Below are 13,184 nucleotides of genomic sequence, written 5' to 3'. Positions count from 1 at the left end.
AAATCTTCTGGTTTCATAAATGTGTTAAAGTTAATAAATAAAAAAATCTCGAGGGTGAATTAAACCCCGAGATTTTTAAACTTACACAGTTTATGAGATACTGCCTTTTAAGAGAAGCTTAACCCAAATAAAACGTGTCCTTTTAAATTTAAAAGGACACGTTTTAAATTTAAATAATTAAGCTAAAGCAAGCTCCTCTACAGGGCCAAAAAATTCATAATTTATATTTTCTGGATTAACGTTTAAATTTTCCAAGATACTCAAAACATTGGCCATAAATGGTGTTGGTCCACAAAAATAAAATTCACTCTCATTAGAAATATTTAAAGCTTTTAGCATTTCTATAGCTAAAAACCCTTGGTAATCATAATCTTTACCTAAAACGTCGTGAGGTAAAGGCGCACTATAAACTGTTACAGCTTTTGAATTATCATCAACTAATTCATTTATTTCATTTTTAAAAGCGTGTGTTTCACTATTTAAAACACATTGTATAAAAGTAACCGCTTGATTACCTTTTGTACTTAAGTCTTTAAACATGCTTAGTAAAGGAGTTACCCCGATACCGCCACTTATAAGCACAACAGGCGTCGTTTGCTTATTTTTTAAAACAAACTCGCCAGAAGGCATTCCTAATGTTAAAGTAGAACCTACGACTATATTTGAATGCAAGTAATTAGAAACAATCCCATCTGGGTTTGCAAGTTCTTTTTTAACACTAATTCTTAAATACTCTTTATCATTAGAATCTGATAAACTATAATTTCTAGTATGCTTATGATCTGTATTAGGGATTTCTACAGTTAATGCAATATATTGCCCCGCCACAAATTCAGGTATCGGTAGTCCGTCTTTTCGTTTTAAATAAAAAGAAGTAATAACATTACTTTCCTCGATTCTATCTACAACTATAAACGCTTTTGTTCCTCTAAAGCCCCCTTTACCACTTTCTCTAGCAGCATAAATTTCCTCTTCTCTTTTTACAAAAATGGCTGCCAAATCACCATAGGCTTCTCCCCAAGCCTCTATAATTTCAGGAGTAGCAGCATCACCAAGAACCTCTTTAATGGCTAATAATAAATTTTCTCCCACTATTGGGTACGCTTCTTTTGGTATAGATAAACTGGTATGTTTTTGCGCAATAGATTCTACTGCATCTCCTAACATTTCTAACTTTTCAATATGTACTGCATATTTAAAAATAGCGTTTGCTAGTACTTTTTGTTGCGATCCCTTCTCTTGATGTGTCATATTAAAAACCCCTCTTAAATCTGGATGTTTTTCAAATAACAACTTATAAAATACTTTCGTAATTGTTTCGCCTTGCTTTTCTAAAACAGGTGCTGTAGATTTTACGATTTCTATTGTTTTTTTACTTGCCATAATACATTGTATTTAATTTTTCTTTTAATTTTGAAAATGAATATATAATTAATAATCCGGTCATTGTTGGATAAAGGACATACAAATACCCCAAGTGTTGTATCTCTGCATTAGAAATTAATGGAATAATAGCAATAGCTCCCGCAGGTGGATAACTAACATCTAAAACATTCATTATTAAAATACAAGCACTTATTATTAAGGTAATTCTAACCACTAATGGAACTGCTATTTGATTTCCTAACACTCCAAAAACAGAAGCAATTATAGAGGCGAAAAAAATTTTATAAAGCGGGTGTTTCACGCCTTCATTAGAAAAACTTAAAACAGCAGAAGCTCCAAATGCTGCTATAAAAAGTGTTTCATTTTCTCCTCGAAACAAGAACTTATGCAATAAATAAAGACTCAAAAAGCAAGCTATTGATGTAAAATAGTTAACCAGATTCTTATATATACGTTTCATTTTTCCCGATCTTTGTTTTTGCACAAACTTACGGTTACGAAAAACTTGAAGTTTATGATTCAAATCATATGATTGAAAAAATAGCATTAATAAAATATGGTGCCGAAATCGCACATTTTTCAAAAGGAGATTACATTTTTGAAAAAGGAGACACTGCTAAATATTATTTTCAAATAATAAAAGGTGGTGTAAAAATGAATTATTATAACGATAAAGGGAATGAGTTCATTCAAGGTATTTTTGGAAAGCACAAAAGCTTTGGGGAACCGCCTTTATTTATTAATTCCAAATATCCTGCAAACGCAATCTCTTTAAGTGATTTAACTCTTTTTCGGTTAAAAAAAGAAGCTTTTAAAACACTTCTATTAAATAATAATGAAATCCATTATAACTTCACAAAAATGATATCTAATAGACTTTATTTTAAGGCAACTATAGCAAATGGAATCACTTCAAAATCGGCTAAAGAAGCCATTTTAACTTTATTTAAATATTTAAAGCACGACATCCATGAAAGCAGTGTCCCATTTGATTTAAAAATAGATTTCACAAGAAAAGATATTGCAGGGCTATTGGGTTTAAGTGTTGAAGCAACCATTAGGACAATAAAAAAAATGGAATCTCAAAAAACAGTAAAAATCATAAATCAAAAAATATATTACTAAAAGCATCTAATATGACAAAGCCTTATTTTAAGGCGAATACCATTCCTTATTTTAATTTTTCTTACTACTATTATTTTGCCTATTCTCATTTTTTATTAACTTAGTACACATACAACAACGCACTTCCCTACACTAACCGTTGTATTTAATAGTTTTTAAATACGCTAAATATTGAATCTCAAACAATATTCAATAAAACATACAGACTACCTTATATAATAGTATTTCAATTTACTCTTATAAGATATGTTATGCATAAAATATTCTATATGCAACTGGCGGTACCCGAAAAGCCATAAATAGAGTAGGGAACTAATAATCAATACCATTTAAACATGAAAAAAACAACCCTTTTATTATTAATGAACTTCCTAATTTTATGTGCTTGCAGTAAAGAGGACATAGACATTAATCCCGAACTTCAAACTATAGAATCAAAATCCAACCGTACGGTTTACCGCACATTATGCAACATCAATGGAGCTTCGACTGTGCAACCTAACAGTACTTCTACTTATAATTATACATCTGATTTCAGTTCAAACAATATCACTTGGAGTATAACTAGTGGAGACATATCTATTTTGAATGGACAAGGTACAAGCAGTATTACTTTAAGTTTTGGGCCTAGTTTTAATGGCGGTTCCATAAATGCTAATGGCACTGGGAATGCAAATATACTATGCAGCTCTAATTTTATAATATCAACCTGTATCCCTCCTACGTATATGGATATAAAACAAATCTCTGGAGAATGTAAAGGAGATGTCTTTACATTTAAAGCTATTCCTTATGGTAGTAATAGTAATGGATCATATCATTGGAGTGCCCACAATGGCGCAACAATTATATCTGGACAAGGCACAAATACTATTAAAATTCAATCTCCATCATCTTCAAATACATTTTATGGTTTTGCTGTTTCTGCTAAGCATATTAATACCTGTCAAAACAAAACAGTAACGGGTTTTAATCTAGCACAATTTAGTGCGGATTGTGACGATGGAGGTTTAGGATTCCCTAAAGCCCTTCATTAAAAGAATATCTAAACAGACTCATCTCCTATATAACTAATGCATACCTATATAGGAGATTCGTTTTTAATTTATACACAACATCAACAATTAAACTATATTTGCAGCATTATTAAATAATGTATGCCATTTACACTACTTTCGTCTCCATTACAAGGTTTTACCGATTTTCGTTTTCGTAATGCACTTCATAAATATTTTGGAGGCATAGACACTTTCTATTCGCCTTACATACGCCTCAATGGGAAATTGGTGGTCAAAAAGGCTTATCAGCGAGATATTCTACCTGAGAATAATAAGACCTTAAAAGTCATTCCACAAGTTATTACCAACGACGCAGAGGAATTCTTATTTGTAGCAAAATATGTACAACAATATGGCTATAAAGAACTAAACTGGAACTTAGGCTGCCCTTATCCTATGGTAACCAAACGAGGAATGGGATCTGGTTTAATTGCAGATCCTAAAAAAATTGATCATATTCTAAAACGAGTACATACAGAAACAAACATTCTGGTCTCAATGAAAATGAGAATGGGCTATGAGAATAGTTCAGAAATCTTAAACACTTTTCCCATTTTAGATCAATACCCCTTAAAAAACATCGCTATTCATGCACGCATAGGAAAGCAGTTATATAAAGGCGGGGTAGATTTAGACGCTTTTCAACGCTGTATAGATCATACCAAACATAAACTCTATTATAATGGCGATATTACAACGGTTTCTGAATTTAAAGCCATTCAAAAGCGTTTCCCAAACATAAATCATTTTATGATAGGTCGCGGCTTAATTGCTGATCCTTTTTTACCCAGTATGATTAAAAATGACACCTTAATCTATCCCAAAAATAGATGGGAAACATTTGCTGCTTTTCACGAAGAAATTTACCACCAATACGATGCAGCCTTATCTGGTCCTACACCTATTAAAATGAAAATGCTTGGCTTTTGGGAATACTTCTCCCAATCCTTTTCTAATCCGCAAAAAACCTATAAGAAAATAAAAAAGGCTACAAACCCTCAAAAATACCAACAAGCAGTTGCCGATATTTTAAAGGGGGAGGCATGATTTTAAAGAGTTCCTTAACTTTGAAAATAACAGTAAGACATTTCAACTATCTTTGCTCAAAAATCATGCAACAACACATTGAAAGACCTTCTACTCATTACGCCGCCGTTTACGCAATTAAATACACCTTATCCTGCAACAGCATACCTCAAAGGTTTTTTAAACACAAAAAGCATTTCTGCTTTTCAAATGGATTTAGGGATTGAAGTCATTCTCGAATTATTCAGTAAAGATACTTTTAGCGCCCTTTTTGATTTAGCCTTTGAGAACAATAGTATCGTTTCAGAAAACTGTCAGCGTATTTACGCCCTAAAAGAAGATTATTTACAACCCTTAGATGCTATTATCTGTTTCTTACAAGGTAAAAATCAAACCTTAGCGAGACAAATTTGCTCAGATGATTTTCTTCCTAAAGCCTCTCGATTTGATCAAATGGATGATATGAATTGGGCTTTTGGAGAAATGGGCATGCAAGATAAAGCCAAACATTTTGCGACTTTATACCTTGAAGATTTATCCGATTTCATTATAGAATGCATCGATCCCAATTTCGGTTTTAGTCGGTATGCCGAACGTTTAGGGCAAAGCGCTAATACCTTTGACGAATTATATGCTTGCTTACAGAATGACACCACATTTATAGACCATATTACAATACGCATTCTTGATAAAAAACTAAAAACTATTCAGCCCAAATTAGTCTGTTTATCGGTTCCTTTTCCAGGAAACCTATATTCTGCTTTCCGCTGTGCACAACACATAAAAACCAATTACCCCAATACGTTAGTATCTATGGGTGGAGGATTTCCCAATACAGAACTCCGCTCAGTATCAGATATACGTGTCTTTGAATTTTTCGATTATATTACTCTCGATGATGGCGAGCTTCCCATTGAATTACTTTATGAAGCCGTTTGTAATAAGCAAAACTCCGTGTCGCAAACCTACAAACGTACCTTTCTATTAGAAAATAATAAAGTAACTTATAAAAACAATACCGCGAGACCAGACTACAAGCAACACGCAGTTGGCACACCCGATTATTCCGATTTATTGTTAGATAAGTACATTTCGGTTATTGAAATTGCCAACCCAATGCATAGCCTCTGGAGCGATGGCCGTTGGAACAAACTCACAATGGCACATGGTTGCTATTGGGGAAAATGTACGTTTTGTGACATCTCATTAGACTATATAAAAATATACGAACCAATTGCTGCTAAACTACTGGTAGATAGAATGGAGCAATTAATTACTCAAACAGGAGAAACAGGATTCCATTTTGTAGATGAAGCCGCACCTCCAGCATTAATGAAAGCCTTAGCTTTAGAAATTCTAAAACGACGATTACTGGTAACATGGTGGACAAACATTCGGTTCGAGAAAAATTTCACAAAAGACCTCTGTTTCTTATTAAAAGCATCAGGATGCATTGCTGTTTCTGGAGGATTAGAAGTCGCATCAGACCGATTACTAAAGCGTATTGATAAAGGAGTTACGGTAAAGCAAGTCGCCCAAGTTACCAGAAATTTTACAGAAGCAGACATTATGGTGCACTCTTACTTAATGTACGGCTACCCAACACAAACCGTACAAGAAACCATAGACAGCTTAGAAATGGTGAGGCAACTATTTGAAATAGGTGTTTTACAATCTGGTTTTTGGCATCAGTTTGCATTAACCACACACAGTCCAATAGGACATTCGCCATCAGATTATGGAATTACACCAAACTATAAAACGATCACCTTTGCTAATAATGATGTCGATTTTAAAGATAGTACAGGAATAAACCACTCTATTTTTAGTTTCGGATTAAAGAAATCCTTGTTTAATTATATGCACGGTATTGGCTTTGAACTGCCGCTAGAGGAATGGTTTGATTTTGAAATTCCTCAAACCTCTATCCCCCCAAATTTTATATATGATTGTCTGGAAACTGAAGTGAATTTTAACATCAAGTCAACAGCAAAAATAATTTGGTTAGGTCATTTGCCATTAGTCACTGAATACGTTAAAACAAAGAAAAAGAAAACCCGACACTTCTTAGAAATGACCTTTCATGATAAAACAGAATCTTTTCAAATAACCATAGCGAAAAATAAAGGAGTATGGTTTTTGGAAACACTAGAGCTGCTCAGTCCCACCAACGACAAACACCTATCTTTTATTCAATTGAAAAACGATTTTGAAACCCATTTCGAAAATTTTGAATTATTTTGGTTTTCTAAACCTATTTTACAACTACGCGATTATGGCTTATTAGTATTATAATATCGTAGTAACTTTAACCTTAATAAGCTATGGATATAGAAAAAAAATTTCAAGACAACAACAGCATTGATGCCTCTGAATCTGATTATTTATATGTTGATACTTCTCAAATACCAAATGCTGGACGTGGCCTATTTACCGCTATAAATATTTATAAAGGCGAAGTTATTTCCTTGTTTAAAGGTGAAATATTGTCTGATAAAGCAGCTCAAATACGAGTAGAAAAAAAGGAAGACCACTATTTTATAAATTTATTAAACGGAAATATATTAGACTCTAAACACACGCATTGTTTTGCTAAATACGCTAATGATGCGAAGGGGTTACATGATTCTAAATTCAAGAACAATGCAAAAATAACACTAAATGACAATGCCAATGTTTGTATTATAGCGACCTGTAAAATACTGGCAAATTCAGAAATATTTTGTAGCTATGGTAAACGTTATTGGAAAAAACATCGCTAAGCCAAAACTAAAAAGAGGCCATTACTTTATTATTAAAATAACATAGCATTAGAACCTCAACTTATTTTTTATCTCGTTTTGTAAATAAATACATCCATATCATTCTGGAATATCGCAAATTAACAAACCCCATCAATAGAATTACGGCGGCAACAATAGAGACTAATAAAATAGACGATTTCGTAAAATTAAACGCAATTAAAAACACACCTATTGCTTCAGCCACAGCCATTGCATAACTTACAAACATAGCACCAAAGAAAAATCCTGTTTCAATCTCAAACTTATGATTACAATTTGGACAATTCGTATTCATTTCTGGCATTCTACCGGAAAGGATAAAACCTTTAGAACGAAAAACCTTTCCTTTTTCGCATTTTGGACATTTCCCTTTTAATAAACTAATCACTCTAGCCATATCTATTGTATTTTATACAAAAGTAAACTAAAACCAGTAAACTTATATTACCTTATAATTACATAAATTTGTACTATTAAGACATTTTAAATGCGATCCTATGAAAAAGCTACCCATCTTAAATTTAGACCAATTTCGATTAACACATAGCAGTGATTCATTTTACGCCAATCTATTTGAAGAGCATTTATTAAAAAATCATCATAATATTACGGCGCCACACAAACATGACTTCTATCTTACGGTTCTATTTACTAAAGGAAAGGGCATTCATGAAATTGATTTCACATCCTATCCCATTCGAGAAAACAGTATTTTCTTATTAAAACCAGGACAAACACATCACTGGGAATTTACAGAAGCACCAGAAGGTTACATTTTTTTTCATACGCAATCATTTTACGAAACCACCTATACCAACCGTTCTTTAAATCATTTTCCTTTTTTTTACTCTAGTCAAAATGCACCTTGTTATTATTTAAACCCAAAAACAAGTCTTTTTTTTAAAGGCCTTTTTCAATCTGTATACAACAACTTCTTAACAAAAAAACTCATGACTCAGCAAAAGTTATGCAGTTTGATAGATTTAATTTATATAGAGCTTACGCAACTAACAACAGAAAACAATAGAAATACAATCGTAGAATCTAAAAATTACACGGTTAAAATTCATGAATTAGAACAATTGATAGAGCAACATTATACAACTGAAAAATCTCCCGAGGCATATGCCAGCATGATGAACATGTCTGCAAAACATCTTAATCGTATTAGTAAGGAAACACTTAATAAAACAACCTCTAACCTTATTACCGAACGCGTAATTCTTGAAGCCAAACGTTTATTAATTTACTCCAAGAGTAATTTCTCTGAAATTGCCTGGTCATTGGGTTACAAAGATTACGCCTATTTTTCGAGAGTTTTTAAAAACAACAGTGGCTACTCTCCTTCTACATTCCAAAAAATGCAATTAAAAATATAAATGATCTCTTAAAACATTTTTATATAAGTAAACAGCTTCTCTAAAAGTTAAAAAGCTATCTATTTTCAGCTATCTTTGTCATAAATTCCATACAATGTCATTCAAAGATTTAAAACTCAATAGACCTATTTTAAGAGCCATAGCAGAAAAAGGATACGACACTCCTACTTTGGTACAAGAAAAAACGATCCCTTTGGTTTTAAACAAAAAAGATGTCATTGTTTCTGCACAAACAGGAACAGGAAAAACAGCTGCTTTTGCCCTCCCTATTCTTCAATTACTATACGACAAACAAGAGGCGCCTAAAAAAGGTAAAAAAATACGCGCATTAATCGTAAGTCCTACTAGAGAGTTAGCCATACAAATTGAAAACAACTTTCAAACCTATAGCACACATACAAAATTAAAGACCGTTGTTATCTTTGGAGGCGCATCTATAGATCCACAAAAAGAACTATTAAAGAATGGCGTTGATATTTTAATAGCGACTCCTGGACGTTTGCTAGATTTACACAAGCAAGATGTTATTAATTTGGATTATATAGAAACCTTAGTGCTCGATGAAGCAGACCTAATGTTAGATATGGGGTTTATAGATGATGTTAAAAAAATAGAACGGCTATGCCCAAAAACAAAACAAACCTTATTATTTTCTGCAACCATTCCATATAAGGTTGAGCAATTAGCAAATACTATATTGAAAGCACCTCAACGTATCGAGGTTGCACAAAACTCATCGACGTCTAAAAATGTAAATCAAGCCTTGTACTATGTGCCCAAACCACAAAAAATAGAACTGTGCTTACATCTGTTACGTAATACCATTAATGGTAACATCATTATTTTTAGGCGTACAAAATATGGCGTCGATAAATTAGAAAAATCCTTACTTAAAAATAATTATAAAGTAGAGAGCCTACACGGAGACAAAAGTCAAACCGACAGACAACTAGCACTAAACAATTTTAAAAAAGGAACCGTTAATATTCTAGTTGCAACAGATGTTGCAGCAAGAGGTATTGACGTAGCGAGTTTAGATGCCGTTATTAATTTTGATTTACCGAGTACTCCAGAAACTTATGTTCATAGAATTGGAAGAACAGCACGCGCAGGAGAAACGGGAGCCGCCTATTCCTTATGTTCTGCTGATGAAAGAGATTATGTATCTAACATTCAAAAGTTAATTCATTTGCAATTAGATGTCATTGAAGACCACCCTTACCCTTTAGACCCTAAAGCAAAAAAAGAAGTACATACTTCTAACAAAAAAGGAAGTAAACATAGAAAAGGTAGAAAAAGTGACGCTTCTAAAAAGAAAAAGAAACGCTGGTATTAATTTTAAAACTTATAAGCTATTATAACTCTTCGCTATACAAATCCCCCTTACTTAACGCTCTAATCGCTTATTAAAATAATGTTTTAGCAATGGGATTTGTATAAATAACATCAATCCTAATACTACAACGGTATAGAGTACCGTTTTAGGGATAACGATATTAGATAGCCCTTCTATAAATCTATTATTAAATAGAACACTTAAATTTACTTTATCTAACCAACTTGGACTTTTCACAACTCCTCGAGACATAACAGTCCCAATAAGCCCCATAATAATCATAAAAACTACGCTCCAAACCACTCTAGAAATCAAGGGTTTATAGATTGCCTTTGTATACAATGAAAGTGGTTCTATTTTCTTCATTATATTTGTTGTAAAATCCAATGATGGTGTCTGAATTTCAACCTCTTTCATTAGTTTAACAGTTAATATTTCCAACTTCTTATCTGCGGTCTCTTTCATTTGTTCTATTTTTATTGCTCAAGGCCATTTATCATCATCACACCTATTCTTTTATAATTTATTTTTTATAGTTCATCGTATAACTTTCAATCATTTCAGGCGCTAATTGTGTTCTTAATATCGTTGTTAATTTTTTTCTACTGCGGTGTAATTTTACTTTTATATGGTTTGGTTTCAAGTTAACAATCTTAGCAATTTCTTCCAAGGATTGTTCTTCAAAGTAGTATAAGGTTAATATAAACCCCTCTTCATTAGGCAATAAGTTAATACAATCGCGTATGGCCTTCGTTCTTTCTATAGCCTCTAAGGCGTCTAAAGCAGTATCCAATGCTCTTACTTCATGCTCCGTAAACTCATTTATCGCAATTGTATTCTGGGTACGCTTCAACTTTTTCAATCTATCTAAACACGTATTATAAGTAACTTTATACAGCCAAGTAGAGAACTTAGCATCACCTTTAAATTTAGATAATTTCTTGTACACTTTTATAAAGACATCTTGAGAAACCTCCTCTGCCTCTTCTTTATTCTTTAACATGCGTAAGGCCAAAGTAAAGATCAAATCCTTATAACGGTTTACCAGAATAGCAAATGCATTAGCATCCCCTTTTAATACCTTCGTAATGTAATATTGGTCGTCTTTAATGATCATTTGTTTCTTTGACGACACGTAAAGTCTTTTGGTTACAATCGAATTTAAAAAAATATTTAAAAAAAATGTAACCCTAATAAAAAAACAATCGTCTTAAGCTAAGAACACATTAAAAATAATCAATTAAAAAAACGAACAGTTATGGGATCAGAATTAATTATCATACCAATAATTTTTGGTGCAATCTTTGGAGTCTTTTATTTATATTTCTCTACAAGAAACAAAGAGCGTTTAGCCCTTATAGAGAAAGGTGCAGATGCCAGTATATTTATAAAAGGTAAGGTGCATCCCGCACCAATATGGAAAGTCTTTATCTTAAATTTAGCCTTATTATTAATGGGGATTGGTATAGGTATTTTTATTGCCTCCATACTACACTACAGTTTAGGAGTTGTAGAAGATGTTGCTTATCCTGGCACTATTTTCTTAATGGCTGGTGTTGGTTTATTTACAGGGTTTACCATGACCAAAAATCTAGAATCTTAAGCTTCTACCGTAATAATCAAACGATAGAACCAATTAATTTCAATGGCAGCCGTACCTTTTGTATGGCTGCTTTTTTATTTATCATAAACGATGTTATAAGTATCTTAAAAGCAGTTGCATTGAAATATTTTAGGCAGAATGCATATCTTTAGCCACATTTTATACCGTGTTGAGTTTACCAGATGTGCTACATCTTGTTTTAAATTATATTAAAAATTAAATAGTTTCAAGTAAAATAAACCCTTATGTCAAGAAACCTCCTAACACTCTTTACGCTTTTCCTTACATTTTCTAGTATTGCACAAACCAGTATTATCGACATTGAGACCAAACACCCTGTTTCTTACGCCACTATTTCTTTTGGAAACGGAAATGGTATTTTTGCTGATGATGACGGTAAATTTACATTTACAAAAAAAATGTATAGTGATATTGACACGTTGTACATTTCATCATTAGGGTATAAAAACATTAAATTAGCCACGATAAATCTCCCTCAAGTAATACATTTAAACCCTGAAATAGATAAACTTCAAGAAGTTATTGTAAAAAACAAACCCAAAGGCAAGTTTAAACTAAAAAAAATAAAACCAACAACTCACAAAGATTATTATAAATGTTGGCTTCCTACAATAGAATCTGAAATCGCCGTATTCTTCCCCAATGAAGATAAAAAAACAAAGCGCTTAACCACTGTATTTTTTCCTATAAAAGTAGAAGCTAAAGCTTGGAGAAAACGGAATCAATCCAAATCAAAAAAAAGGCCTTTTTCTACTTTATTCAGGGTGCAATTCTATGAAAACAAAAACGGCTTTCCAGGGGAAACCTTAACCTATGACAAAGTCATTTTTGTAGCAACAGAAGCCAATGAGGAAATATATGAATTAGATATTTCGAAGTTTAACATCTACATCCCAAAGTCTGGGATATTTGTATCCCTTCAAGTCCTTGGGTATACAGACTCAAAAGGAAAACTTTTACCTAACAAAAAATACCAAGAGGTTAAAACAAAACGCGGTATCGTTAAAGTATCTACCAACTTTAGACCACTACTCCCATTTACCGATGAGATTGCAACAAAACAAACCTTTGTAAAACGGATCTTTTTAAATAATAATAAATGGGTCCTCTACGATAAGAAAAACATAAAAAAATCTAATTTACTGCTGGCTGGCTTAAATAACTATGGCATTGGTTTAAAAATGGAAGTTTATAATAACGATTAGTTTCAATCTTAAAAACCACAAAATACGACTCACTTTTAACTAGTGCCAGTTATTTGAACAAAAACATTACTCAGAAGGTATTCGCAGATACCACTAAAGCATAAAAAATACCTATACAACTACTTATCAAACATTTAAAAACCTACCGCTATTGTTTAAAAGAGAATCCAAACTAAACATTTAATGCGCCCTTTAAAAACACGGCCATTTCTTATATAGAAAATGTAGGATTTTATTTAAATAAAAATCACATTACTATTTG

14 protein-coding genes are annotated in these 13,184 nt (G+C 32.4%); 9 read left to right on the top strand and 5 right to left on the bottom strand.

Going from position 1 to position 13,184, the window contains the following annotated elements; translation table 11 throughout:
• Nucleotides 1–177 precede the first annotated feature (177 nt).
• Together hmpA and AC2D8I_RS13960 are read right to left on the bottom strand one after the other, a co-directional pair.
• A complete protein-coding gene (gene hmpA, locus AC2D8I_RS13965; RefSeq protein ID WP_484706640.1) occupies nt 178–1,383 on the bottom strand; it encodes an NO-inducible flavohemoprotein in 1,206 nt (401 codons plus the stop codon).
• Nucleotides 1,373–1,846 (bottom strand): HPP family protein, encoded by a 474-nt coding sequence (locus tag AC2D8I_RS13960; protein WP_484706639.1) that lies wholly within the window; start codon nt 1,844–1,846, stop codon nt 1,373–1,375. Before AC2D8I_RS13960 ends, hmpA begins: the two co-directional genes overlap by 11 nt.
• Before the next feature lie 68 nt (nt 1,847–1,914).
• Here AC2D8I_RS13960 and AC2D8I_RS13955 point away from each other — a divergent pair, with 68 nt between their 5' ends.
• The 5 genes from AC2D8I_RS13955 to AC2D8I_RS13935 all read left to right on the top strand — a co-directional run bounded on the left by AC2D8I_RS13955 (nt 1,915) and on the right by AC2D8I_RS13935 (nt 7,357).
• Nucleotides 1,915–2,511, top strand: coding sequence for a Crp/Fnr family transcriptional regulator (locus tag AC2D8I_RS13955; RefSeq protein ID WP_484706638.1), 597 nt, complete (start codon nt 1,915–1,917; stop codon nt 2,509–2,511).
• A 335-nt stretch (nt 2,512–2,846) separates the two neighbouring features.
• Nucleotides 2,847–3,548, top strand: a complete 702-nt coding sequence (locus AC2D8I_RS13950) for a hypothetical protein (RefSeq protein ID WP_484706637.1) — start codon at nt 2,847–2,849, stop codon at nt 3,546–3,548.
• 120 nt (nt 3,549–3,668) lie between these two features.
• Nucleotides 3,669–4,616 (top strand): tRNA dihydrouridine synthase, encoded by a 948-nt coding sequence (locus AC2D8I_RS13945; RefSeq protein WP_484706636.1) that lies wholly within the window; start codon nt 3,669–3,671, stop codon nt 4,614–4,616.
• 78 nt (nt 4,617–4,694) lie between these two features.
• The gene (locus AC2D8I_RS13940) at nt 4,695–6,890 is read left to right on the top strand and encodes a B12-binding domain-containing radical SAM protein (RefSeq protein WP_484706635.1); all 2,196 of its coding nucleotides are present in this window, start codon (nt 4,695–4,697) and stop codon (nt 6,888–6,890) included.
• 29 nt (nt 6,891–6,919) lie between these two features.
• On the top strand, nt 6,920–7,357 hold the full coding sequence (locus AC2D8I_RS13935; RefSeq protein WP_484706634.1) for an SET domain-containing protein: 438 nt from the start codon (nt 6,920–6,922) through the stop codon (nt 7,355–7,357).
• A 61-nt stretch (nt 7,358–7,418) separates the two neighbouring features.
• Here the strand turns inward: AC2D8I_RS13935 and AC2D8I_RS13930 are convergent, their stop codons facing one another.
• Nucleotides 7,419–7,775: a DUF983 domain-containing protein gene (locus AC2D8I_RS13930; RefSeq protein WP_484706633.1), complete on the bottom strand. Its 357-nt coding sequence runs from the start codon at nt 7,773–7,775 to the stop codon at nt 7,419–7,421.
• A gap of 100 nt (nt 7,776–7,875) precedes the next feature.
• Between AC2D8I_RS13930 and AC2D8I_RS13925 the strand changes: the two genes are divergently transcribed.
• Complete coding sequence (locus AC2D8I_RS13925; protein ID WP_484706632.1) at nt 7,876–8,757, top strand: AraC family transcriptional regulator; 882 nt, start codon at nt 7,876–7,878, stop codon at nt 8,755–8,757.
• A 94-nt stretch (nt 8,758–8,851) separates the two neighbouring features.
• Nucleotides 8,852–10,093, top strand: a complete 1,242-nt coding sequence (locus AC2D8I_RS13920) for a DEAD/DEAH box helicase (RefSeq protein ID WP_484706631.1) — start codon at nt 8,852–8,854, stop codon at nt 10,091–10,093.
• A 51-nt stretch (nt 10,094–10,144) separates the two neighbouring features.
• Here the strand turns inward: AC2D8I_RS13920 and AC2D8I_RS13915 are convergent, their stop codons facing one another.
• Nucleotides 10,145–10,558, bottom strand: a complete 414-nt coding sequence (locus AC2D8I_RS13915; RefSeq protein WP_484706630.1) for a hypothetical protein — start codon at nt 10,556–10,558, stop codon at nt 10,145–10,147.
• Between the two features lie 58 nt (nt 10,559–10,616).
• A complete protein-coding gene (locus AC2D8I_RS13910; RefSeq protein WP_484706629.1) occupies nt 10,617–11,210 on the bottom strand; it encodes an RNA polymerase sigma factor in 594 nt (197 codons plus the stop codon).
• A gap of 141 nt (nt 11,211–11,351) precedes the next feature.
• On the opposite strand from AC2D8I_RS13910, the gene AC2D8I_RS13905 reads away from it, so the two are divergent.
• Nucleotides 11,352–11,696 carry a DUF6249 domain-containing protein gene (locus AC2D8I_RS13905; RefSeq protein ID WP_484706628.1) on the top strand — a complete coding sequence of 115 codons (345 nt, stop codon included), beginning with the start codon at nt 11,352–11,354 and terminating at the stop codon, nt 11,694–11,696.
• 245 nt (nt 11,697–11,941) lie between these two features.
• Nucleotides 11,942–12,922 (top strand): peptidase associated/transthyretin-like domain-containing protein, encoded by a 981-nt coding sequence (locus tag AC2D8I_RS13900; RefSeq protein ID WP_484706627.1) that lies wholly within the window; start codon nt 11,942–11,944, stop codon nt 12,920–12,922.
• Nucleotides 12,923–13,184: the final 262 nt, after the last annotated feature.

The organism is Lacinutrix sp. YIN62 (assembly GCF_057219185.1).
Note: the sequence above shows the minus strand (reverse complement) of the source record. Positions and strands in the feature narration are given on the sequence as shown.

Coding starts and splice junctions, on each gene's coding strand:
- AC2D8I_RS13960 (WP_484706639.1), bottom strand. CDS start 1,846: ATGAAACGTATATATAAGAATCTGGTTAACTATTTTACATCAATAGCT.
- AC2D8I_RS13925 (WP_484706632.1), top strand. CDS start 7,876: ATGAAAAAGCTACCCATCTTAAATTTAGACCAATTTCGATTAACACAT.
- hmpA (WP_484706640.1), bottom strand. CDS start 1,383: ATGGCAAGTAAAAAAACAATAGAAATCGTAAAATCTACAGCACCTGTT.
- AC2D8I_RS13915 (WP_484706630.1), bottom strand. CDS start 10,558: ATGAAAGAGACCGCAGATAAGAAGTTGGAAATATTAACTGTTAAACTA.
- AC2D8I_RS13955 (WP_484706638.1), top strand. CDS start 1,915: ATGATTGAAAAAATAGCATTAATAAAATATGGTGCCGAAATCGCACAT.
- AC2D8I_RS13905 (WP_484706628.1), top strand. CDS start 11,352: ATGGGATCAGAATTAATTATCATACCAATAATTTTTGGTGCAATCTTT.
- AC2D8I_RS13945 (WP_484706636.1), top strand. CDS start 3,669: ATGCCATTTACACTACTTTCGTCTCCATTACAAGGTTTTACCGATTTT.
- AC2D8I_RS13950 (WP_484706637.1), top strand. CDS start 2,847: ATGAAAAAAACAACCCTTTTATTATTAATGAACTTCCTAATTTTATGT.
- AC2D8I_RS13900 (WP_484706627.1), top strand. CDS start 11,942: ATGTCAAGAAACCTCCTAACACTCTTTACGCTTTTCCTTACATTTTCT.
- AC2D8I_RS13920 (WP_484706631.1), top strand. CDS start 8,852: ATGTCATTCAAAGATTTAAAACTCAATAGACCTATTTTAAGAGCCATA.
- AC2D8I_RS13910 (WP_484706629.1), bottom strand. CDS start 11,210: ATGATCATTAAAGACGACCAATATTACATTACGAAGGTATTAAAAGGG.
- AC2D8I_RS13930 (WP_484706633.1), bottom strand. CDS start 7,775: ATGGCTAGAGTGATTAGTTTATTAAAAGGGAAATGTCCAAAATGCGAA.
- AC2D8I_RS13935 (WP_484706634.1), top strand. CDS start 6,920: ATGGATATAGAAAAAAAATTTCAAGACAACAACAGCATTGATGCCTCT.